18 protein-coding genes and 1 pseudogene are annotated in these 23,217 nt (G+C 70.1%); 7 read left to right on the top strand and 12 right to left on the bottom strand.

The window, feature by feature from the left end; genetic code table 11:
* Positions 1-74: 74 nt before the first annotated feature.
* Positions 75-857 (top strand): ion channel, encoded by a 783-nt coding sequence (locus QMO76_RS17545; RefSeq protein WP_306362394.1) that lies wholly within the window; start codon positions 75-77, stop codon positions 855-857.
* Here QMO76_RS17545 and QMO76_RS17550 read toward each other — a convergent pair.
* A complete protein-coding gene (locus tag QMO76_RS17550; RefSeq protein ID WP_306362395.1) occupies positions 804-2,402 on the bottom strand; it encodes a PucR family transcriptional regulator in 1,599 nt (532 codons plus the stop codon). The genes QMO76_RS17545 and QMO76_RS17550 overlap by 54 nt on opposite strands.
* A 152-nt stretch (positions 2,403-2,554) precedes the next feature.
* Here QMO76_RS17550 and QMO76_RS17555 point away from each other — a divergent pair, with 152 nt between their 5' ends.
* Positions 2,555-4,045 carry a CoA-acylating methylmalonate-semialdehyde dehydrogenase gene (locus QMO76_RS17555; RefSeq protein WP_372342003.1) on the top strand — a complete coding sequence of 497 codons (1,491 nt, stop codon included), beginning with the start codon at positions 2,555-2,557 and terminating at the stop codon, positions 4,043-4,045.
* Positions 4,046-4,063: 18 nt separating this feature from the next.
* Positions 4,064-5,431 carry an aspartate aminotransferase family protein gene (locus QMO76_RS17560; RefSeq protein WP_306362396.1) on the top strand — a complete coding sequence of 456 codons (1,368 nt, stop codon included), beginning with the start codon at positions 4,064-4,066 and terminating at the stop codon, positions 5,429-5,431.
* Between the two features lie 228 nt (positions 5,432-5,659).
* On the opposite strand, the gene QMO76_RS17565 is transcribed toward QMO76_RS17560, so the two are convergent.
* From QMO76_RS17565 to QMO76_RS17580, 4 genes are all read right to left on the bottom strand, one after another.
* Positions 5,660-5,803, bottom strand: coding sequence for a hypothetical protein (locus tag QMO76_RS17565; protein ID WP_306362397.1), 144 nt, complete (start codon positions 5,801-5,803; stop codon positions 5,660-5,662).
* A gap of 67 nt (positions 5,804-5,870) precedes the next feature.
* Entirely contained in the window at positions 5,871-7,331 is a 1,461-nt protein-coding gene (locus tag QMO76_RS17570) for an MFS transporter (protein ID WP_306362682.1), read from the bottom strand.
* 460 nt (positions 7,332-7,791) lie between these two features.
* Positions 7,792-9,021: a uroporphyrinogen-III C-methyltransferase gene (gene cobA / locus QMO76_RS17575; protein WP_306362683.1), complete on the bottom strand. Its 1,230-nt coding sequence runs from the start codon at positions 9,019-9,021 to the stop codon at positions 7,792-7,794.
* A gap of 409 nt (positions 9,022-9,430) precedes the next feature.
* Positions 9,431-10,777 carry a DoxX family protein gene (locus QMO76_RS17580; RefSeq protein ID WP_306362398.1) on the bottom strand — a complete coding sequence of 449 codons (1,347 nt, stop codon included), beginning with the start codon at positions 10,775-10,777 and terminating at the stop codon, positions 9,431-9,433.
* A gap of 279 nt (positions 10,778-11,056) precedes the next feature.
* On the opposite strand from QMO76_RS17580, the gene QMO76_RS17585 reads away from it, so the two are divergent.
* Positions 11,057-12,190: a phosphotransferase family protein gene (locus tag QMO76_RS17585; protein ID WP_306362399.1), complete on the top strand. Its 1,134-nt coding sequence runs from the start codon at positions 11,057-11,059 to the stop codon at positions 12,188-12,190.
* Positions 12,191-12,212: 22 nt separating this feature from the next.
* The gene (locus tag QMO76_RS17590) at positions 12,213-13,313 is read left to right on the top strand and encodes a hypothetical protein (protein WP_306362400.1); all 1,101 of its coding nucleotides are present in this window, start codon (positions 12,213-12,215) and stop codon (positions 13,311-13,313) included.
* A gap of 204 nt (positions 13,314-13,517) precedes the next feature.
* Here the strand turns inward: QMO76_RS17590 and QMO76_RS17595 are convergent, their stop codons facing one another.
* The 3 genes from QMO76_RS17595 to cobO form a co-directional block, all read right to left on the bottom strand.
* Positions 13,518-13,886 carry a cobalamin biosynthesis protein gene (locus QMO76_RS17595; protein ID WP_306362401.1) on the bottom strand — a complete coding sequence of 123 codons (369 nt, stop codon included), beginning with the start codon at positions 13,884-13,886 and terminating at the stop codon, positions 13,518-13,520.
* A gap of 156 nt (positions 13,887-14,042) precedes the next feature.
* A complete protein-coding gene (locus QMO76_RS17600) occupies positions 14,043-15,659 on the bottom strand; it encodes a cobyrinate a,c-diamide synthase (protein ID WP_306362402.1) in 1,617 nt (538 codons plus the stop codon).
* Positions 15,653-16,273 carry a cob(I)yrinic acid a,c-diamide adenosyltransferase gene (gene cobO / locus QMO76_RS17605; protein WP_306362403.1) on the bottom strand — a complete coding sequence of 207 codons (621 nt, stop codon included), beginning with the start codon at positions 16,271-16,273 and terminating at the stop codon, positions 15,653-15,655. Before cobO ends, QMO76_RS17600 begins: the two co-directional genes overlap by 7 nt.
* Between cobO and QMO76_RS17610 the strand changes: the two genes are divergently transcribed.
* Positions 16,266-16,439 carry a hypothetical protein gene (locus QMO76_RS17610; RefSeq protein WP_306362404.1) on the top strand — a complete coding sequence of 58 codons (174 nt, stop codon included), beginning with the start codon at positions 16,266-16,268 and terminating at the stop codon, positions 16,437-16,439. The genes cobO and QMO76_RS17610 overlap by 8 nt on opposite strands.
* Positions 16,440-16,719: 280 nt before the next feature.
* On the opposite strand, the pseudogene QMO76_RS17615 reads toward QMO76_RS17610, so the two are convergent.
* From QMO76_RS17615 to mqo, 3 genes and pseudogenes are all read right to left on the bottom strand, one after another.
* A pseudogene (locus QMO76_RS17615) lies at positions 16,720-18,825 on the bottom strand (magnesium chelatase subunit D family protein); the annotation flags it as partial.
* A gap of 571 nt (positions 18,826-19,396) precedes the next feature.
* On the bottom strand, positions 19,397-19,846 hold the full coding sequence (locus QMO76_RS17620; protein ID WP_029929906.1) for a GNAT family N-acetyltransferase: 450 nt from the start codon (positions 19,844-19,846) through the stop codon (positions 19,397-19,399).
* Positions 19,847-19,858: 12 nt separating this feature from the next.
* Positions 19,859-21,385 (bottom strand): malate dehydrogenase (quinone), encoded by a 1,527-nt coding sequence (gene mqo / locus QMO76_RS17625; protein WP_306362405.1) that lies wholly within the window; start codon positions 21,383-21,385, stop codon positions 19,859-19,861.
* A 174-nt stretch (positions 21,386-21,559) separates the two neighbouring features.
* Here mqo and QMO76_RS17630 point away from each other — a divergent pair, with 174 nt between their 5' ends.
* Positions 21,560-22,630: an alpha/beta hydrolase gene (locus QMO76_RS17630; RefSeq protein ID WP_306362406.1), complete on the top strand. Its 1,071-nt coding sequence runs from the start codon at positions 21,560-21,562 to the stop codon at positions 22,628-22,630.
* Here the strand turns inward: QMO76_RS17630 and QMO76_RS17635 are convergent.
* Positions 22,610-23,173 (bottom strand): alpha/beta hydrolase, encoded by a 564-nt coding sequence (locus QMO76_RS17635; RefSeq protein WP_306362407.1) that lies wholly within the window; start codon positions 23,171-23,173, stop codon positions 22,610-22,612. The two genes, QMO76_RS17630 and QMO76_RS17635, sit on opposite strands and share 21 nt — an antisense overlap.
* Between the last annotated feature and the right edge of the window lie 44 nt (positions 23,174-23,217).

The raw sequence follows: 23,217 nt of genomic DNA on the forward strand, positions 1-23,217 counted from the left end.
GGTCCGCGCGTGCGGGACGGCGGCCATCTCGTAACCTCGGCGGGACCGTGTAACCGAATCCGCAGGTTGTTCCGATGGCCACGTCCACCCCGCCCGCCGACCGCCTCCAGCGCTGGGAGCGCATCACCGACATCCCCCTGACGGTGCTGGCGGCGGTGTTCCTGGGCGTCTACTCCTGGCAGGTACTCGACACCGGGTCGTCACCGCGGCTGGACTTCTGGCTCACCACCGTCGACGTCCTGGTGTGGGCGGTGTTCGCGGTGGACTTCGGGGTTCGACTGCGGCTGTCCGCGCGGCGCTGGCAGTTCGTGAAGCAGCATCCGCTGGATCTGCTGTTCGTGCTGCTGCCGCCGTTCCGTCCGCTACGGCTGCTGCGCGCGGCCATGATTCTGGTGGACACCCTGCATCGGCACACGCTGACCCGGGCCCGGCTGTCGGTATTCATCGGCGCCAGTTCGATTCTCATGCTCTATCTGTGCAGCCTGGCCATCTACGACGCCGAGCACGGGGTGGCGGATTCGAACATCCAGAACTTCGGCGACGCGCTGTGGTGGTCGATGGTGTCGGTGACCACGGTCGGCTACGGCGACTTCTACCCGGTCACCGGCGAGGGCCGCATGGTGGCGCTGGTGCTGATGACCTTCGGCATCGGGTTGATCAGTTTCGCCATCGGCACCACCACCAGCTGGGTCATCGACAAGCTGAAGACCGTCGAGGAGTCCGCCGACCGCACCGACCGCGAGATCGGCAAACTGGTCGAGGAGCTGCGGGCGCTGCGCACCGAGGTCGCCGCGCTGCGCGAGTCAAGGGCCGTCGCCGGGAGCCAGATCGCGAATGAGCAGGGCGGTGTGCAGTGAGGTGCGGGTCTCGCCGTTGTCGAGGTCGACGTCGAGAATCCGCTCGATCCGCGCCAGCCGGTCGTAGAGCGTCGGCCTGCTGATATTCAACCGCCGGGCCAGTTCGGTCTTGTTGCCCGCCAGCTCCAGGAACTGGCGCAGGGTGCGGACCAGATCGGTGTCGTGCCGAATGTCGTGGCGCAGCAGGGCGCTCAGCTCGGTTTCGGCGAAGCGCTGCACTCCGGGTTCCGCGCGGATGAGCGAGAGCAGCCCGCGCAGCCGCACATCGCCGCTGCGATAGAACGCCCGGGGCCGCGATGTCTCCAGTGACAGCGCCACCTCCGCGATATGCGCGGCCTGAGCCAGCTCCCGGGCGGTGTCGAGCAGGGATTCCGAATCCGCGCCAACGCCGATGACCACCCGGTCCACCCCCGCCACCCGGCGCACCTCGGCGGCCATGGCCGTGCACACGGTGGTGAGGCTCGTCTCCGGGTCGGCGGTGCGGCCCACGGCGAGGACGAGATTCACGCGATTGCCGTGATCCGGGGTGGCCAGCGCGGTGGCACGACCCAGTGCCACCCCGTGCATGGCGGCGTCGAGGATGGCCGCCGTGCGGCGCTGGTGCGCCACCGGGTCGGATTCTGCGACGGCGTCGACGTCGACGGCCACCGGCACATAGCGCGCGCGGCGGGCCAGTCCCAGCGTGGCGGCCAGGGCGAGTGCGTCGCGTTCGTCGCTGACGCGCCCGGTCACCATGTCGTCGATGAGTCCGGTCTGGGCCTGCCGGTGCAGGCCGAACCGGTCCCGTTCGATCATCCGGTGCAGGGTCAGGGTCTGCGCCGCGCGTTCCAACACCATGCGCGCGCGGGCGGTCGGCACCCGATGCGAGCGCAGGATGAGCCGCCCCCAACGCTGGGTGTGCGGGCCGACCGGCACCACGGTGGCGTCGGAGTCGGGCAGCAGCCGCGAGGTGGTCTCCCAGTGTTCGAGAATGGCCGAGGTGGCGGCATGGCGGGCGGTCAGCGCCAGCACGCGGTGGGTGAGGTCCTCCAGCACCACCGAGGCGTCGAGCATGGTGGCGGCGGTCCGCACGATCTCGGCCAGCGCCGCGCGACGCACGCTCAGGGCGGTGAAGGTCTCGTGCACGGTGCGCGCGAACTCCAGTTCGGCGTACTGGTCGGCCACGATCACCCGGTGCACCGCCTCGGTGATCTCCACGAATCGCACCACCCGGCGCAGCGCGATCACCGGCAGCCCCAGTTCGTCGGCGGTGGCCGCGACGAGCGGGGACACTTCCCGCACGGAGGTGCCCAGTTCCACCACCAGCCCCGAAACACCCGCCGCGGCCAGGGCTTTCAGATAGTCGACGGTGGCGGCGTCACCGTGGGTGAGCGCCTGGCCGGTGGTGAGGATGAGCTCGCGGCCCACCAGCAGTTCGGCCACCTCGGGCAGCTCGCTCACATGGACCCAGCGCACCGGCCGGTCGAGCGATCCGCCGCCGACCACCTCGGGCTCCCCGGCGCGCACCACCGGCATCGCCAGGACATCCGCGACGGAGAGCAGCACCGACGAATCGTAATACAAAATCCGAAAACACGTACAGATCGTCGGGGTGCGCATGATGCTGGACGGCGCAGAGTAGAACGCGGAGGGACCGTCCCCGTCGTGCCCGGGAGCGGACCTCATGTCACGACCGCGGCTCACCGAATCGAGGAATCATGCAGACCATCGCGCACTGGCTCGACGGCAAACCGTTCGCCGGATCCAGCGAGTCGACCGCGCCGGTGACCAATCCCGCCACGGGCGCCGTGACCGGACAGGTCGCGCTGGCCGATCCGGCCGATGTGCGGGCGGTGGTGGACGCGGCGGTCGCGGCCTTCCCCGCCTGGCGCGACGCCTCCCTCGCCAAGCGCACCCAGGTGCTGTTCCGGTTCCGTGAACTGCTCAACGAGCGCAAGGAGGAACTGGCCGCCATCATCACCGCCGAACACGGCAAGGTGCTCGCCGATGCGCTCGGCGAGGTGACACGCGGCCTGGAGGTGATCGAATTCGCCTGCGGCATACCGCATCTGCTCAAGGGCGGCTACACCGAGAACGCCTCCACCAAGGTCGACATCTTCTCCGTGCGCCAACCGCTGGGACCGGTCGCGGTCATATCGCCGTTCAACTTCCCCGCCATGGTGCCGATGTGGTTCTTCCCCATCGCCATCGCGACCGGAAACACCGTGGTGCTCAAGCCGAGTGAGAAGGACCCGTCGGCCTCGCTGTGGCTGGCCGCGCTGTGGCAGGAGGCCGGACTGCCCGACGGGGTGTTCAACGTGGTGCAGGGCGACAAGGTCGCGGTGGACGAACTGCTGGACAATCCGGCCGTCAAGGCGGTGTCGTTCGTGGGGTCCACGCCCATCGCCCGGTACGTGTACGAGCGCGGCACCGCCGCGGGCAAGCGGGTGCAGGCGCTGGGCGGGGCCAAGAACCACATGGTGGTGCTGCCGGACGCGGATCTGGATCTGGCCGCCGACGCCGCCGTGAACGCGGGCTTCGGCTCCGCCGGGGAGCGGTGCATGGCCATCAGCGCGCTGGTGGCGGTCGGACCGGTGGCCGACGATCTGGTGGCGCGGATCACCGAACGCGCCGAGACCATTCGCACCGGCGACGGCACCCGCGGCACGGATATGGGCCCGCTGGTGACGCAGGCGCACCGCGACAAGGTCGCCTCCTATATCGACGCCGGGGAATCCGCCGGTGCGACAGTGGTTCTCGACGGCCGCACGGTCGAGGCGGACGGCGCCGCCGACGGGTTCTGGCTCGGCCCCACCGTTCTCGACCACGTCACACCCGAGATGAGCGTCTACACCGACGAGATCTTCGGGCCGGTGCTGTCGGTGCTTCGGGTGGAGTCCTACGACGAGGCCATGGCACTGCTCAACGCCAACCCGTACGGCAACGGCACCGCCCTGTTCACCAATGACGGCGGCGCGGCGCGGCGCTTCCACAACGAGGTCGAGGTCGGCATGGTCGGCATCAACGTGCCCATTCCGGTCCCCATGGCCTACTACAGCTTCGGCGGCTGGAAGAACTCGCTGTTCGGCGACTCCCACGCGCACGGCATCGACGGCGTGCACTTCTTCACCCGCACCAAGGCCGTCACCACCCGCTGGCTCGATCCCAGCCACGGCGGCCTGAATCTCGGTTTCCCGCAGAACCACTGACGCCGTGTAAGGACCATCATGACCCTTCCGAACGGACTCACGCCCGAGGCGGCACGCGAACAGGCCGCCCGCGCTTACGAATTGGACCGCAAGCACATCTTCCACTCCTGGTCGGCGCAGGCGGCGCTGAAACCGATGGTGGTCACGGCCGCGCAGGGCTCTTATGTGTGGGACGGCGACGGCAACCGGCTGCTGGACTTCTCCTCGCAGATGGTGAACACCAATATCGGCCACCAGCATCCGAAGGTGGTCGCCGCCATCCAGGAACAGGCGGCCAAGCTGTGCACGGTCGCCCCGCCGCACGCCAACGACGCCCGCTCCGAGGCGGCGCGGCTCATCGCCGAGCGCACCCCCGGTGAACTCGACCGCATCTTCTTCACCAATGGCGGCGCGGACGCGGTGGAGCACGCGGTGCGGATGGCGCGGCTGCACACCGGCCGCCCCAAGGTGCTCGCCCGCTACCGCTCCTACCACGGCGGCACCGATACCGCGGTCAATCTCACCGGCGACCCCCGCCGCTGGCCCAACGACCACGGCAGCAGCGGTGTCGTCCACTTCTTCGGACCGTTCCTGTACCGCAGCCAATTCCATGCCGCCACCGAGGCCGAGGAGTCGCGGCGGGCGCTGGAGCATCTGGAGCAGACGATCCTGTTCGAGGGACCGGCCACCATCGCGGCCATCATCCTGGAACCGGTCCCCGGCACGGCCGGAATCATGGTTCCCCCACCGGGATACGTGGCCGGGGTGCGCGAACTGTGCGACCGGCACGGAATCGTCCTCATCGCCGACGAGGTGATGGCGGGCTTCGGGCGCACCGGAAAATGGTTCGCCGTCCAGAATTTCGAGGGTGTGGTGCCCGACCTCATCACCTTCGCCAAGGGCGTGAACTCCGGATACGTGCCGCTGGGCGGGGTGGCCATCAGCCCCGAGATCGCCGCCACCTTCGACGAGCGGGCGTATCCGGGCGGGCTCACCTATTCCGGGCATCCGCTGGCCACGGCCGCCGCCGTGGCGACCATCAACGCCATGACCGAGGAGCGGATCGTCGAGAACGCCGCCGATATCGGAGCGCGCGTCATCGGACCGGGTCTGCGGGAGCTGGCCGAACGCCATCCGAGCATCGGCGAGGTGCGCGGACTCGGGGTCTTCTGGGCCGTGGAACTGGTGCGCGACCGCGCCACCCGCGAACCACTCGCCCCCTACGGCGGCACCAGCCAGGCCATGATCGACACCGTGGCCGCCGCCAAGGCCGCCGGGCTGCTGCTGTTCGTGAACTTCAACCGCCTGCACGTGGTGCCGCCGTGCACCATCACCGAAGCCGAGGCCAAGGAGGGTCTGGGGCTGCTGGATCAGGCACTGACGGTCGCGGACGGCCATCTCGGCTGACCGGCCTGTCGCTGATGGCGCGCTGCCGCTGCGACGACCGCGCCGACGCCAGCTGGCATACCGAGGGCGGACGGTGCAGTCGGCTGGTTACACCGGGTTCGGTGTGGGAGCCACCGGAGACTGTGTGCAGCGGGCCGCCGCTGCCCCGCCCCCGTTGGCCGTGTGAATCCGAGGCCGCGCCGACAGACCTACACGTGGGGCGCCCGCTGATCCGCCAGCGCGGCGAGTTCACGCGTGAGGTTCGCTCGCGCGGCGGACTCGGTAGTGCCGATGCGGCTCGCGATACCGCCGGACGAGATCCTCCCCCGCCGCACGCGCCTCCGGACCGGCCAGCGCCGTCCACCGTTCCATCAGTATCGCGTCGGTGCTCACTGACGCAGTGTGCCGAAACGGCCGTCCTCGCAACACCTCTGACGCACAGTGGTTTTCGCCACTGCGCTCAGGAGCGTTCGGCCTCTTCCTGGTTGTGCTGGGCCTGCGCCAGCTGGGCGGGTGTGTAGCGGAGGGTGAGGGCGAGCAGGCCCATGATGGCGGTGCCGATGGCGCAGACCAGCAGCACCAGGGTGTAACCGCTGCCGAGCGCGGCGATTTCGGTGGTGCTCATATCGGCTGCCTTGCCGGTGTGCCCGCCCAGCGAGAGGGTGCGGGAGGCCGCGACCGGGCTGAGCAGGCCGACCGCGACCGGGGTGCCCATATTCATGAACATCTGGCCGACCGCCGACAGCGGGCCGATATTCGCCATGTCCACGCCCACCAGCACACACAGCGGCAGGATCACGATGGTGGTGCCCACCGCGAAGCCGACCACGGACAGCAGGATCAGCAGGGTCGGGAAATACTGGGCGGTCTGATCCAGGGTGGAGCCGAAGAAGAGTCCGGCGGCCAGCAGCAGGGCGGCGGCGAACAGCAGCCAGCGCGGCGGAACCAGCATGGCCAGTTTGGACGCGACGGCCGTGCCGACGCCCGCGCCCACCGTGAACGGAATGCTCGCCAGACCCGCCATCAGCGGGCTGTAGCCGAGCACGTTCTGCAGGAACTGCGCCACGAAGTAGGTGGTCGCACCCAGCACACCCGAGGCCAGGAAGATGGCGACGAAAGAGATCACCCGGTCGCGGCTGTCGAACAGCGACCACGGCAGCAGCGGATTGGCGACCGCGCGCTCGGCGAAGATGAAGACGAGCAGCAGCACGAAACCGCCGATGAGCGAACCGAGGATGATCGCGCTTTCCCACCCGTACACCGGCCCCTCGGTGGCGGCGAACACGATGGCCGCCACCGCGACCGTGCCCAGGATCGCGCCGCGCACATCCATGCTGCTGCGGTGGTGCTCGGTATCGCGCAGCTGGTAGATCGCGCCGATCACGATGAGGATGCCGATGGGGACATTGATCCAGAAGATCCAGCGCCAGTCGACCTGGGTGAGCGCGCCGCCGATCACCAGACCGCCGACCGAGCCGATGCCCACCATGGATCCGAAGATGGCGATGGCCTGATTGCGCGCGGGCCCCGGCGCGAAAGTGCTTGCCACGAGCGCGAATGCGGTGGGCGCGGCAATGGCGGCACCGGTGCCCTGGAGCGCGCGGGCGGCGATGAGCCAGGCCTCGTTGGTGGCGGTGCCGCAGAGCGCGGACGCCACCGTGAACACCGCCACACCGATGATGAGCATGCGTTTGCGGCCGAAGGAGTCGCCGAGCCGCCCGCCGAGCAGCATGAGTCCGGCGAACGGCAAGCCGTAGGCGGTGACGGTCCAGGCGCTGCCCGAACTGGACAGGCCCATCTCCTCCTGGAGCCGCGGCAGCGCGAGAATCATGACGGTGCCGTCGAGCACCACCATCAGCTGCAGCCCGCTCAGGACGAGGATTGCGAGCCCGAACGCCCGCGTGGTCACCGGATACTGCATCGTCGCAGCGGGTTTATCGAGCACAGCAAGCCACTGTAATGGATGCCGGACACGGCCAACCGATCTCACCGCGCGGGCGGAGCCACGCAGCGGCCGCCCGGTAGCCTCCACACGCCCCCGACCTGAGGCGCGCAACCGGCGCGACCGACGCACGCCGACGATCGGTCCGACTGGGCGTCGCGTCGGGGACCTCAACCATCGCCCACCCCCGGAGGCTCGCACACCGACCAAGCACAACCGGTCCGTACGCGCGAATGACCGACCAGTCGGTTCTCGCCCGCGGGATGCGTGTCTCCGATCGAACCCGACAGGACGCCGAAGAACTCGCACGACCAGCCCACGCCGACCGTCAACCTCACGCCGCCTGCCAACTCAGCCCACGCCGCCTGCCAACTCAGCCCACGCCGGCTGCCAACTCAGCCCACGCCGCCTGCCAACTCAGCTCGCACCGGCTGCCAGCTCAGCCCGCGCCCTGGTCGACAGACACAGCCTCAGCGTCCGGCGTGCCCGCGGTGAATCCGGCGGTGGGGCCGATGACGATGATCGCGGGCGGGCGGATGCCCGCCGCCCGCACGCGCTCGGCCACGGTGGCGAGTTCCGCGCGCAGGGTTCGCTGCGTGCGCAGGCTGCCCTCCTGGACGACGGTGACCGGGGTGTCGGCGGCGCGCCCGCCCGCGAGCAGGGCCGCGGCGAACTGTTCGATCCGTTCCACCGCCATGAGCAGCACAATGGTGCCGCGCAACCGGGCCAGCGCGGGCCAGTCCACCAGCGAATCCGGATGGTCGGGGGCGACATGGCCGCTGACCACCACGAATTCGTGGGTGACGCCGCGATGGGTGACCGGTATCCCGGCCAGGGCGGGCACCGAGATGGCGCTGGTGACCCCGGGGACCACCGTCACCGGGACGCCCGCCGCCGCGCACGCCTCCAACTCCTCGAAGCCGCGCCCGAACACATACGGGTCGCCGCCCTTGAGCCGCACCACGAATTTGCCCGCCTTCGCTCCTTCGACGAGCGCGTTGTTGATGGCCTCCTGCGCCATGGCGCGGCCGTACGGGATCTTGGCGGCGTCGACCACCTCGACATGCGGGCCGAGTTCGGCGAGCAGTTCCGGCGGGGCGAGCCGGTCGGCCACCACCAGATCGGCTCGCGCCAGCAGGCGGCGGCCGCGCACGGTGATGAGATCGGGATCGCCGGGTCCGCCGCCGATGAGCGCGACGCCCGGGGCGGTCGGTTCGGATTCGTCGGTGACCACCCCGGATTGCAGCGCCTCGAGCAGCGCGGTGCGCACGGCGGCGGAACGGCGGTGCTCGCCGCCGGCCAGCACGCCGAGGGTCAGACCGTCGTAGCGGGCGGTGGCCGGGGTGACGGCGGTGCCGAAGCGAGCGGCGTCGGCGCGCACGCAGAAGACGCGTCGGCGCTCGGCCTCGGCGACCACGGCCGCGTTGGTGTCGGGCTCGTCGGTGCATGCCAGGGCGTACCAGGCCCCGTCCAGGTCGCCGTCGACATAGTCGCGCAGGGTGAGGGTGAGCTGCCCGGAGGTGGCCATGCCCTCCACCGCCGGGGTGGTGGCCCGAGTGATCACGTGCACGTCCGCGCCGGAGGCGATGAGCAGTCCGAGCCGCCGCTGGGCGACGGTCCCGCCACCCACGACGACGACGCGACGACCGTTCAGATCCAATCCGGCCAGGTACGGCTCATCCCCGCACGCGCGGGGAGCGAAGTTCGGGTCGCCGCCGGCGCGGTCATGAGATGCGGCTGACGTGTTCTGCACAAGGTTCGAGCCTACGGCCTGGCCGCGCGGACCCGACATCCGACCGGCTTCCGTGCGGCAAACGATAGGAACCTCACCGTGATCACCGGTGACGCCCGATCGCAGCCACGCATCGGACGGACTCAGAGGCGGCCGAGGACCTTGGTCGGGGAGATCCGAACGACCACCCGGTCGGCGTCGTCGACGGAGGCCGGGTTGAACTCCCGATAGGTCTTACCCGCGAACCGGAGCGACATCCGCAGTTCCCGTTCGGGATCGGGAATCGTCGTGGCGATGCCGCGACCGGGTCCGCCGGGATCCGCTCACTCCCCGGCCCGGCTCCAGCTCACCGCACGCCTCCGCTCAACTGGGGATAGTCCTGCACCAGGTGGAATCCCGGCCCGCGCAACGGGAATTCGTTCTCATCCTGCCGGGTCAATGTCATGGTGACCGGTCGGCCGTCGATCGTGCCGGTCAGCAGCAGCCGATCGGGAGCCGGACGCTCGTAGGTGAAGTCCGCCCAGGTGGGCGCGGACGGGTCCTGCTTCATGACGATGGTGTGCGTCCCGCTGTCCACCGTGCCGAGCACGGGCACCAGTTCGTCGTCCATCCGCTGGAAGTGGATCACCTCGAGATCCTCGAACACCACGCGCCGCCATCGGTTCTCATCGGTGAGCACCGGCGGCTGCGGAATGCCGTCGCGGGTGAACTCGTCGACGTTCCAGATGCCGTACAGCTCGGAGGTCGGCCGACCGCCGCCCCATTCTCGATATCCCTCCAGAGTGACCTGCGCGAAGCCGACACACAGCCACGCCGCCAGCACGATCTGGGCCACGGCGGCGATCCGGGCGGCGCGGCCGTGGAAGGGCCGTGGCATGGTGGACGGTCCCGCCGCGCCGCCGAGCAGCACCGCGGTCACCCGGCGGGCCTCCGGGGCCAGCAGCACCAGGGTCAACAGCAGCAGGTGGAACGACAGCAGTTTCACCGGCACGTCGTAGGTCATGTTCAGCACCCAAACCTGCGCCATGCTCACCAGGCTCAGCAGCGCACCCGCCAGCGCGGTGCGCGGCAGGAGCAGCAGCAGGCCGCCGAGGATCTCGGCCACCCCGAGCAGGATCTGGTAGGTCGGGGACGCGCCGACCTGGCTCCACAGCACCGACATGAGCGTGAAGTCGCCGTACGGCTGGAGCAGCGTCACCAGCGACGGTTCCGACATCTGGGTGGGAATGGCCTTGGCGAAGCCGTACAGCAGCATCTGGGTGGCCAGGCACAGGCGGATGAAGAGCAGGAACCAGCCCGCCAGGCGGCGGTATTCGGTGCGCCACCGGTCCAGCAGGGTCCAGACGACCGTCGCGGCCAGCGCGGCGACGAGGATGCAGAACACCAGGACGAAGAAGTAGACCTGGTCACCGCTGCCCGAATCGCGCAGTACCGCTTCGGCCCCGAAAACCGTGCGGCCCACCGACTCGATGACCGGTTCGGGCAGCCGTGCGTACTGCATGACCAGGTCGTCCGGCAGCCACCGCGTGAGCGGCCCCAGAAACGACAGCAGTATCTGCGGGAAGAGCACGCAGAACAGCCCGAAGTAGACGAAGCTGAAGCGGAAGGCAATGCGGGTGAACGGATTCCACCGCGTCGCGGCCACCGGAGGCTGATCGAGGCCGGTGTCGACGGCGACCGTGCCCACGCTCATGGTGTCCCCTCTCTTTTCTCGAGAGTTCGACGCTATGAATTCCGGGCGCGCGCGGCCTCCAGGCAGACCCTGATTTACACCCCGGTTCCGCCGGAGCCGACGTACCCCTCCCGGCGTACGTGCCATCCGCACCGCGGCGTATTTCCCCAGTACAGCCGGGGAAGGACAAGCGGATATCCCGGTGACCGGAACTAACGAAATCCATCCGTCGATTTCACGCCGCGGGGTAATTAGAACGCGTTACATTCCACTCACCGTTCCACTGTGTCAGGAGGATCCATGACATCGGCCGACGCCGATCCCAACCAGCGGCGGCAACTGACCACCACCGAACGCGACCTCGACGCGGTCGCGGTCGCGCTGGCGCAGTGGCTCGCCACCAAGGTCGAGGCGGACCGGCCGCCCGAGGTCACGTCCATCACCCGCCCGACGGCGGGCGGCATGTCGAGCACCACCCTGCTCTTCGACGCCGCCTGGACCGAGAACGGCGCGGCGGCCGGTGGCGCGTTCGTGGCGCGGCTGCCACCGGAGGAAAGTTCCTTCCCGGTCTTCGAAACATACGATCTGGCAACACAATTCGCCGTCATGGCCGAGGTGGCCGAGGCCACCGACGTGCCGGTGCCGCCGCTGGCCTGGATGGAGCCGGATCCCAGCGTGCTGGGCGCGCCGTTCTTCGTCATGCGGCGGGTGCACGGTCGGGTCCCCGAGGACAACCCGCCCTACGTCTTCCTCGGCTGGCTGTTCGACGCCACGCCGGAGCAGCGGTACACGGTGACCCGCAACACCATCCAGATCATCGCCAAGATCCACGCCATCGAGAATCCCGCCGAGCGGTTCCCGACGCTGGCGGGGGCGGGACCATCGCTGCGGCGGCACGTGGACGCCCAGAAGGCTTGGTACGACTGGGCTCTCGCACGCGACGGCTATCGCATCCCGATCCTGGAACGCGCCTTCGACTGGCTGGAGGAACACTGGCCAGCCGATCCCGGACCGGATGTGCTCAGCTGGGGCGACGCCCGGCCCGGGAACATCATGTTCGGCGAATTCGATCCGGTCGCGGTGCTGGACTGGGAGATGGCGGCCATCGGCCCGCGCGAACTCGATGTGGCGTGGACAGTGCTCATCCACCGGTTCTTCCAGGACATCGCCACCCGATTCGACCAGCCCGGCCTGCCGGACTTCATGCGGCGCAGCGACGTCGAGCGGCTGTACGAGGAGTTCACCGGGCACCGGGTGCGCGACCTGGACTGGTACCTCATGTACGCGGCGCTGCGACACGGCATCGTCATGGCGCGCATCAAACGCCGGATGATCCATTTCGGCGAGGACACCGACACCACCGACCGCGACGACTACGTCATGCACCGGCCACTGCTGCAGGCACTGCTCGACGGCACCTACGCCTGGGATTGACCCCGCGAACCGAGGAAACGACATGATCGGCCCATTGGACGAATACCCCCTCCACCAGACGCCGCTGCCCATGGCGCGAGTGGGAACCAGCGATCGGAACTTCTACGATCGCAGCTATTTCAACGCCTCCGACCGGGACGGTGGCACCTTCCTCGTCACCGGGTTCGGTGTGTACCCGAATCTCGGTGTGGTGGACGCCTTCGCGACCGTGCGACGCGGGAACGAGCAACGGGCGGTGCGCTTCTCGGACGCATTGACCGAGCGCAGCCTGGATCTCGCCGTCGGCGGGTACCGGCTGGAGGTGATCGAGCCGCTGCACAGGATCCGAGCCGTGTGCGAGCACGACGACCTGTCCTTCGACATGACCTGGGAGGGCGCGTTTCCCGTGGTGCGCGAGGAGCCGCACACCATCATCACCGGGCTGAACCGGCCCATCATCGACGCGCAGCGATTCGCGCAGGTCGGGTCGTGGTCGGGGACGCTCACCGTGGACGGCACCGATTACACCGTCGATCCGGCGGTGTGGACCGGGACCCGGGACCGGTCCTGGGGCATCCGGCCCGTCGGCGAATCCGATCCGCCGGGACGCGCGGCCGACGAACCGTCACAGGGCTTCTGGTGGTTGTACGTGCCGCTGCGCTTCGACGACTTCTCCATCATCGTCATCGTGCAGGAGGAACCCAACGGGTTCCGCACGCTCAACGACGCCACCCGCATCTGGCACGACGGGCGCATCGAACAGCTCGGCTGGCCGCGGGTACACCTCACCTACAAGTCCGGCACCCGGATCCCGGTGGCGCTGCGTCTCGAACTGACCACCCCCGACGGCAAGCCGCTCGAGGTCGAGGTCGAAGCCGGAACCTTCATCGCCCTCAATGTGGGCTGCGGCTACGGTGGCGACCCCGACTGGCTGCACGGCCAGTGGAAGGGCCGCGCCTGGGTCGACAGCCGCCGCTACGACCTCACCGATCCCGCCATCGCGGGCCGCATCCCGTTCGGCGTCATCGACCACGTGGGCAAGGCCCGCTGCGGAGATGCCGAAGGATGGGGGCTGTTCGAACACGGCAGCCTGGGCCGCCACGACCCGACCGGATTCGCCGACTGGACGTCGGTGGCACCCTGAGCAATCCGACGGGGCGGCGGTAACGAAGTACTCCATGCCACGGTTCGACGGGACCCCGCGCCGACACCCGGCGCGGGGCGTCCCTAGTCACGCGGGGCGTCCCTAGTCACGCGGGGCGTCCCTAACCACGCGGGGCCTCCCTAACCACGCGGGGCCTCCCTGACGAAACGGCCGCCTCGCGATGCGATCGACGGGGCGGGCCCGCTAGCGTCCGCCGAACACGGCCGTCGCCACCGTGATTTCGCCGACCACGCGCTTCCGCACCACCAGCCGCCCGCCCGTCGCCGCGCGCAGTGCGGCGGCCTCCGCCACGCTCGGCGTGCCGAGCGCGGCGGCGGTGCGCACCGAGGGGTTGGGCACCGCCACGGCCGCCAGTTCGTCAGGTGTGAACGCGACGACCGGAACGCCGAGCTCGGCTGCCGCCGCGACCAATCCGGGCTCCTCGGCCCTGCGGTCCACGGTGGCCAGACAGGCGATCTCGACCTCGGCGGCCACCGCACGCACCGCATCGAGAATGTCGCCGGCATCGGCCCCTGCCCGCATGCCCACGCCGACCACGAGAGCACCCGTCACGAGAACCCACTCCCCCCGGGCGCTACGGCACCAGCGGACGGTGGTATGTCCAAACGCACCAGGCCGCTGCGGCGATGGCCACCCACCCGGTGATCGGTCGGCTGAAGCCGATCCGGAGTGCGGTGCCGGTCGATGTCGACAGCGCCGCCGGGCGCGTCAGGCACCTGTCCGGCTCCGGGCGAAATCCGCTGCGGCGGTGACGAAGCGGGCGATGGCGGCCGGATTTCCGGCGGGGTGGGTGTGCAGGTAGGAGGCGTGGACGCGGTGCGGGAGAGCGCCTTCCCTGACCGTTTCGCCGGTGGGTGAGCGCCAGCCCCAGGCGGGAAGGTCTGCGCCCGCGACGGTAAGCCGGGTGCGATGGAACTCGTGGCCGCGCACCCGTTCGCCCGCCGACCACAGCGGAGAATCGGACAGCGCTACCGCATCCCGATAGCCGAGGGTGAGGCGAGGTCCGAATTCGGCCGCGGCGTCGACGACTCCGGCCATGGGATGGCCGTCGAGCGTGCGGGTCAGGTAGAGCAGACCGGCGCATTCGGCATGGATCGGCATACCCCGCCGCGCGCTCTCGGCCACCGCGTCGCGCAGCGCGGCATTCGCAGACAGCTCCGCCGCATGCTCCTCGGGGAACCCGCCGGGCAACACCAGACCCGCTGTGCCGGGCGGCAATTCGTTACACAGCGGATCGAAAACCACCACCCGCGCCCCGGCCGCCTCGAGCAGTTCCCGATGCTCGGCGTAACCGAAGGTGAACGCGGCGCCCCCGGCGACCGCGACGACCACACCGGCTCGCACACCACCGAATCCGGCACCGCCCACTCCGCCACCGGTCGCACCGTCACGCCGCCGAGCACCGACGCCGACGTCCCGCATGACGGATTCGCCGACGGGCTCGCGGCCCTCGCCGACAGCGGCACCGACGCCCACGACCGCCTCGGCGGGACCGGTCGAGGTGGGAATGCCCGGCTCGTGGGTCTGATCGGCGACAGCGGCATCTGCCGAGCGGATACCGTGCGCCGCCATCGCGGTCCGCAGTTCCGCGGCGGGGTCCCAGGCGGGGCCGGTGACCCGGGAGACTGCCAGGGACACCACCGCGGGCAGGTCGATGTGTGCGGCGATGAGGTCGGTCATGGCCGCCACCGCGGATTCGGCGGCGGTGCCGTGTTCGACGGCGGGAATCAGGCCGAGATGGCGGGAGGGGACGGCCAATTCGGTCATGCGGGGCAGCGCACCGAGGACGGGGAGGCCGACTCGGTCGCAGGCGGCGCGCAGCACCTGTTCGTGGCGTTCGCTGCCGACGCGGTTGAGGATGACGCCGCCGAGGCGGATACCGCTGTCGAAAGTGGCGAAACCGTGCAACAGGGCGGCCAGGCTCTGGCTGTGACCGCGGGCGTCGACCACGAGGACGACCGGCGCACCGAGCATGGCGGCGATCTGGGCGGTGGAGCCCTCGGCCACCGGGGCGGTGTTGTGCTCGTCGATGCGGCCGTCGAACAGACCCATGACGCCCTCCACCACGGCGATGTCGCAGCCGCGGCTGCCGTGGCGGTACAGCGGCGCGATCCGTTCCGCGCCCACCAGCACGGGATCGAGATTGCGGCCTGGGCGGCCGGCCGCCAGCCCGTGATAGCCGGGGTCGATGTAGTCGGGGCCGACCTTGAAGGGGGCCACCCGATGCCCCGCCCGCCGCAGCGCGCCGATCAAACCCGTTGCGACCGTCGTCTTCCCACTGCCGGATGCGGGTGCGGCGATCACCACCGCCGGGGTACTCACCATTCGATCCCCCGCTGGCCCTTGCGGCCCGCGTCCATGGGGTGTTTCACCTTGGTCATATCGGTGACCAGGTCGGCGGCGTCCAGGAGTGCCTGCGGGGCGTCGCGGCCGGTAACGACCACGTGCTGATTGCCGGGACGCGCGCGGAGGGTGTCGACCACCTCGTCCACGTCGACCCAGCCCCACTTCAGCGGGTAGGTGAATTCGTCGAGAACGTAGAAGCGGTGCTGCTCGGCGGCCAGGCGGCGCGCGATCTCCTGCCAGCCCGCCAGCGCGGCGGCGGCGTGATCCTCCTCGGTGCCGTGCTTGCGGGTCCAGGACCAGCCCTCGCCCATCTTGTGCCATTCCACGGCCCCGCCCGCACCGGTCTGCCCGTGCAGGCCACCGAGCGTGCGGAAGGCAGCCTCCTCCCCCACCTTCCATTTGGCGCTCTTCACGAACTGGAAGACGGCGATGTCGAAGCCCTGATTCCACGCCCGCAACGCCATCCCGAACGCCGCCGTCGACTTCCCCTTGCCGGTGCCGGTGTGCACCGCGAGCACCGGCTGATTGCGCCGCTGCCGCGTCGTCAGTCCGTCATCGGGAATACTCTCCAGCAGCGGAACACCCTTGGGCATGGAACATGGCTCCTTTCGCGACGGCGACCCCCGGTCGACGCCCCCAACGGTGCCACACGGCCGCACCGCACCCACCGCCGGGCGGCGCGCCGACCGCAGCGAGTTCCTGGCGGCGACCCGAGCCGCCCGCCGCCCGGTGGTCTACGGGCGCTCCTCACCCGCGTGACCGGCGGACCCGCTGCGCGCCTTCGCCCCGGTCACGGAGCGCGAACACGTCGGGCGCGGCGGCCTCGATCAGGGCCGGTGCGGCCTCCCCCATGAAATCGGCCCCATTGTCGGCCACCTGGCCGCGCCGGTCGGCCCGTCGGTTACGACGACGACGAAATATCCCCATTTCCCTTAGACGTGCGAGCGGGGCGATTGGTTCCCCGCGGTCGTGCGGCGGCCGATCGGTCACACCGACGCCCGGCACCGCGGCCCACGGGACGAGTACGCCGGTGAGCCGATCAGGCGACGCCGACCCCGGCGCGGACCACGCCCGCGACCGACTCGCCGGTGAGCTCGCCCAGTCGCAGGTATCCGGCGCGCAGATCGCGGGCGATATCGCGGGCCAGACCCAGGCGGACCATGCCCCGTTCGCAGTCCACCACCATGGCGGTGACGCCGTCACCGGCCAGCAGGCGGGCGGCGGTGCGGGCGCGCGGAACCGGATCGGCGCCGCCGGTGGCGCGGCCGTCGGTGAGCAGGACGATGAGCGGGCGGCGCTGGGGGTCGCGGACGCGTTCGCGGGCCAGCACCTCGCGGGCCTTCAGCAGCCCTTGCGCCAGTGGGGTTTTGCCACCGGTCCGGATGCCCGCCAGGCGGCGGACGGCGATGTCCACCGAGGAGGTCGGCGGCAGCACCAGTTCGGCGTCCTGACCGCGCACGGTGATGACGGCGACCTTGTCGCGGCGCTGATAGGCGTCGCGCAGCAGCGCCACCACCGCCCCGGTGACGGCGGAGAGGCGGTCACGCGCCGCCATGGAACCGGAGGCGTCGACCACGAACACGACCAGATTCCCTTCGCGGCCTTCGCGATACGCGCCGCGCAGATCGTCGGCGGCCAGCGCGAGCGGACCGGAGCGGCGGCCCCGGGCGAGCTGGTGCGGTGCGGCGGCGAAGATGGTGCCGAGCAGGTGCAGGCCGCCGGTGGTGTCCGGGGTGGCGCGCACCACCCGGCCCTGCCGGGTGCGGGCGCGGGAGCGGCGGCCGGGCGCACCCTCGCCGATACCGGGGACCTCCCAGCGCGGAGGCTTGGCCGGGGAGAGCGCGGGCAGGCCCGCATCGCCCTCCCGGGCGGGACGGCCGGAATTCGGCTCGCCGCCCGCAGCCTCCGAGCCGCCCGGTGCTCGGGCGGGTGAATCCGCTTCGGCATCGGGGGAATTCGGCTCGGTCGGATCCGATTCCAGCTCGGGCGGATCCGGAGGGCTGCTCATATCGTCCGAACGGCCGTCGGAGGGGTCCGGACGGCCCGCACGGCTCTCCGAACGCCCCCCGGCAGCGTCCGAACGGCCCTGCGCGTCCTCGGGTTCGGGCGAATCCGCGCCGTCCCCTTCGGATTCCGCGTCGTCGGTCAGCGGCCCCGCACCGTCGTCGGGCGAGACCCCATCGCTTTTCCCGGATCGTCCTCCTGCGCCCGCGCGGCTTCCTCCGCCGCCTGTCGCATGGCCTCGTCCAGCTGCTCCTCGCTGATACCGGGCTCGTCGAAGGGATCGCGCCGCCGCCGGTGCGGCAGTGCGAGTTCCGCCGCCACCCGCACGTCGTCCTCGGTGACAGCGTTGCCGCCGCGCCAGGCCGCGTGTGCGGTGGCGGTGCGCGCCACCACCAGGTCGGCGCGCATTCCGTCCACGTCGAAGCTCGCGCACAGGGCGGCGATGCGGCGCAGTTCCACGGTGTCGAGCGCGACCTCATCGAGCCGGTCCCGCGCGGACAGAATGCGCTCGGCCACCTCACGGTCGGCGGTGGCGTAGCGGGCCGCGAAGCCGACCGGGTCGGCCTCGTAGTCGAGGCGGCGGCGCACCACCGCCATCCGCACGTCCACCGCACGCGAGGCGACCACATCGACGGTGAGGCCGAACCGGTCGAGCAGCTGTGGCCGCAGCTCGCCCTCCTCCGGATTCATGGTGCCCACCAGGACGAAGCGGGCCGGATGCGAGGCCGAGACGCCATCGCGTTCGATATGCACCCGTCCCATGGCGGCGGCGTCGAGCAGCACGTCCACCAGATGGTCGTGCAGCAGATTCACCTCGTCGACGTAGAGCACGCCGTGATGGGCGGCCGCCAGCAGACCGGGCTTGAACGCCTGCTCGCCGTCGCGCAGCACCCGCTCCAGATCCAGCGATCCGACCACACGGTCCTCGGTCGCGCCCACCGGCAGCTCCACCAGCCGCGCGGGCCGCGCCCCGCTCTCGTCCACGATGGGCGGCAGCAGCTGCGCCAGCGCGCGCACCACGGTCGATTTGGCGGTCCCCTTCTCCCCCCGCACCAGCACACCGCCGATGCCGGGGTGCACCGCGCACAGGATCAGCGCGAGCTGCAACCGCTCCTGGCCGACCACGGCCGAGAACGGGAATCCGGCCTCGTTACCGGAGGAACCGCCCACTCGTACGGATTCGGGATGCGCAACACGGGAAGCCGACACGCCCCCACTGTATGCGCGCCGCACACCGGCTCCGCCACGACCCCGGCACACCGGCGACCGCACCGCATCGACCGCCGGTCGCCAGGCGGACCCCCGCACTCACGCCGGAGGGAACGCGCCGACACACCGACGCGCTAACAACGCCCGCAGCACCACGCATCGACATTCGCACCGCAGCACCGGCGTCGAACAGCGCCTCGACATGCCGGAACACTGCGCCGATACCCGCCCCGCAAGACGGCACACCACGATCACGAACGGCGCCCGCAGGTAAACAGCCCCGTAACGCAGGGCGGGCGATAGACAGCGGCGCACCCGAGCGACAGCCGCACCGACCAGCGGTCAGACCCGGCCCGGCCTTCGCGGGCTCGAGCGCCGCAGGCCGGTTCCAACGCATCGACCCACCGTGCGACCACGGGTGCGGCGACATCGTGACCGCCGTGCCCGGACAAAGGTCCGGCCCCGCACCGGGTTTCGGTGGGGGCCGAGAATAGTGCAGCAGCTCAGCCGCGGCGCATGGGGATATGCGGGATGCCGTCTTCGATGTACTCGTCGCCGTCGGGCTTGAAGCCGTGCTTGGTGTACATGTCGACCAGGTAGGTCTGGGCGTTGAGGCGGACCGTGGCCGAACCCGCCTCGGCGAGGGCGGCCTGCAGCACGCGGGTGGTGTAGCCGTGTCCGCGGGCGGGAACACTGGTGCAGAGACGACCGATGCGGAAGGACTTCACGCCGTCGTGGTGTTCCTCGAGCAGCCGCAGGGTGCAGATGACCTCACCCTCGTCGTCGAGCCAGAAGTGCCGGGTCTCCGGCAGCAGGTCGAGCCCGTCGAGTTCCGGGTAGGCGCATTTCTGCTCGACGACGAACACTTCGACGCGCAGTTTCAACAGCTTGTACAGGGTCTCGGTATCCAGGTCCTGGGCCCACGACCGTTTGAGAGCAACCGTTGACATCATCGCGTCTTGCTATCACACCGCGGCGCGCGGCGCGACCCCTTCGGTGGCGGGCGTGTTCGATTCGAGACGCAGCGCCTTGTTGGACCAGTCCCACACCTCGCGGAACAACGCCTGGTTCTCCGAGAGCTTCACGCCCAGCGACGGCACCATTTCCGCAAGTTTCGGCCGCCACGAGGCGTATTCGTTCGGGAAGCACTTCTGCATGACGTCGAGCATGGCGCTCACGCAGGTGGACGCACCCGGGGAGGCGCCGAGCAGGCCGGCGATGGTGCCGTCCTCGGCCGCCACCACCGCGGTGCCCAGTTCGAGCACGCCGCCCGCACCCTTGCGCCGGATCATCTGCACGCGCTGGCCCGCGATGATCAGCTCCCAGTCGCGACCGTCGGCGCGCGGAATGAACTCCTCCATCGCGTCGACCCGACCGGCCTGCGACTTCAGCAGCTCCGAGACCAGGTACTTGACCAGGCCCAACTCGGTGACGCCGACGCCGAGCATGGAGAACAGGTTGTTGGGCTTCACCGACTTGAGCAGGTCGGCGTAGCCGCCGTCCTTGAGGAACTTCGGCGTCCAGCCCGCGTAGGGGCCGAACAGCAGGCCGCGGTCGCCGTCGATGACGCGGGTGTCCAAGTGCGGCACCGACATCGGCGGTGCGCCCACCGCGGCCTTGCCGTACACCTTGGCCTCGTGCTTGGCGATGAGTTCCGGATTGGTGCAGCGCAGGAACAGGCCCGACACCGGGAACCCGCCGAAACCGGAGATCTCCTTGATGCCGGACTTCTGCAGCAGCGGCAGCGCACCGCCGCCCGCGCCGACGAAGACGAACTTGGCATTGACGACGCGCGCCTTGCCGGTGCGGGTGTTGCGCACCTTCACCAGCCAGGAGCCGTCGGACTGCTTGGTGAGGTTGCGCACCTCGTGCCCGAAGGCGATATTCGCACCGGACGCGCCCAGGTAGGCCAGCAGTTCGGTGGTCAGCTCGCCGAAGTCGATATCGGTGCCCGCCTCGGTCCAGTTCAGCGCGACCGGGTCGGAGAAGTCGCGGCCGCGGGCCATGAGCGGCAGCCGACGCGCGAATTCGTCGGGGCTGTCGACGAATTCCATGCCCTCGAACAGCGGATGCCGCGACAGCGCCTCGTAGCGCTTGCGCAGGTACCGCACATCCGCCTCGCCGTGGGTGAAGCTCACGTGCGGGATGGGGTTGATGAAGTTCGAGGGCTCGGCCAGGATGCCGGTCTCCACGGCGTACGACCAGAACTGGCGCGACACCTGGAAGCGCTCGTTGATGTCGACGGCCTTGGTGATCTCGACGGAGCCGTCGGCGTTCTGCGGCGTGTAATTGAGCTCGCACAGGGCGGAGTGGCCGGTGCCCGCGTTGTTCCACGGGTCGCTGCTCTCCGCGGCGGCGGCGTCGAGCCGCTCGAACACGGTGATCGACCAGTCCGGCTGCACCTGGCGAAGCAGTGCACCCAGGGTGGCACTCATGATGCCGGCACCGATGAGTACTACATCGGTCTTCTCAATCTTGGCAGCGTTCGGCACGGGTAGATCGACTTCCTTGTCCTAGATGCGGCAACCCAGCGGCGCTTAGGTTACCCGTCGTTCACCTAGTGTCGATTGTGCCCCTCAACACGCGGAATTCCCGCAGCGACAGGGCCGATTGTGAGAGATACCTCCCGGGTGGGATGCCGTGACGTCGGGGGATAGATTGGGACTGTGAGCTCCGATACGCCCGCCGCGACCTCCGCCGTCACCGATCCGACGGCCCCCGCCTGGCAGCCGGATGTGCTGGGTGCGGGCTACCAACAGCTGACCATCCCGCTGGGTGCCGACCCGGACGGCGAGGGCGAGGTGGAGGCAGTCCTGGTCCGCCACACGCCCGCCGACGCGCCGGTCGCCACCAAGGCCGTGCTCTATGTGCACGGGTTCACCGACTACTTCTTCCAGAAGCATCTGGCCGAGCATTTCGCCGGGCGCGGCTATCGCTTCTACGCGCTCGACCTGCGCAAGTGCGGCCGGGCCCGGAGGTCGGGGCAGACCGCGCACTACGTCAGCGATCTGACCCTCTACGACGCCGAGTTGAACCGCTCGCTGCGCACCATCCGCGCCGAGACCGGGCTGCCCACCCTGATCCTGGCGCATTCGACGGGTGGGCTCATCGCCTCGCTGTGGCTGAACCGGCTCAATCGTTCCGAGGGCGGTGTGCGGGCGCGGGGCGTCACGGGGTTGGCGCTCAACAGCCCGTGGTTCGATTTGCAGGGACCAGCTTATTACCGGTCGGTCGGTACGGCGGTGCTGCACGGCCTGGCCCGGCTCAGCGCCATGACCCGGCTGCCGCTGCCCGAGGGCCGCGCCTACGGCGACAGCCTGCACCACACCGTCGCCGGAGAATGGGATTACGACCTGGACTGGAAGCCGCTGACCGGCTTCCCGGTGCACGCGGGCTGGCTGCGCGCCATCCGCCGCGGGCATGCCCGCCTGCAACAGGGCCTGGATATCGGGGTGCCCGCGCTCATCATGCGGTCGAAGGTGACCAAGTTCATGCGCGAGTACGGTCCGGCCGCGGATGTCTCGGACGTGGTGCTGGACGTGCGCCAGATCCAGCGCTGGTCGGGCTGCCTGGGCACGCGCACCAATATCGTGCCCATCGAGGGGGCGCGCCACGACGTGTTCCTGTCCGCGGAGACGCCGCGCAAACAGGCGTTCGCGGAACTGGATTCGTGGCTGGACTGGCTCGACACCGCGTCGGCCGAGCCCGTCGCCACCTCACCAGAAGCTGGTGCGTAGCACGATCTCGGTGGCCAGCTCGTGGCCGCCCTCGGCGGCCACATCGGTGACATCCATGGTGACCAGGCGGTATTCCCCGTAGACGTGGCGGCCGGACGCCTCGGCCGCCTCCCGGGGCAGCTCCTTGGTGGCCAGCAGGGTGGTGGGGATCTCCACCGCCGGGCAGCCGGGATCCGGGGCGGCGCCGCCGGGGCCGGGCACCGCGGGATGGGCGCGACCGGCCGCCACCAGACTCATGAAGCGGCCGAAACCCCGGGCGGACAGCTGCCACGCCAACTCGGCCCCGGCACCGCAGCCGACCAGATTGGCCCACGGCACGTTCAGCTGATCGAGCAGGGCCAGCACGGTGGCGGTGTCGAGGCCGTCGGCGTGTTCGACGACGAAGGTGCGCAGGTCGGAGTTGTGCAAGCGGGCACAGACCTGGTCGTAGACATCCGCGGGAGCGCCCGCATCGGGCAGCAGCAGGACACTGTGCCGGGATTCGGGGCCCCCGGCTCGCACGGTCCACGTCTTGTCACCGACCGTGAGCTGCCGAGATTCCATGTGAATTCACGGTACACGCCACCCGGGAGTCCGCAGCGCGTGTC

Origin of the sequence: Nocardia sp. CC227C (assembly GCF_030767025.1) — a bacterium.
Lineage (GTDB): Bacteria > Actinomycetota > Actinomycetes > Mycobacteriales > Mycobacteriaceae > Nocardia.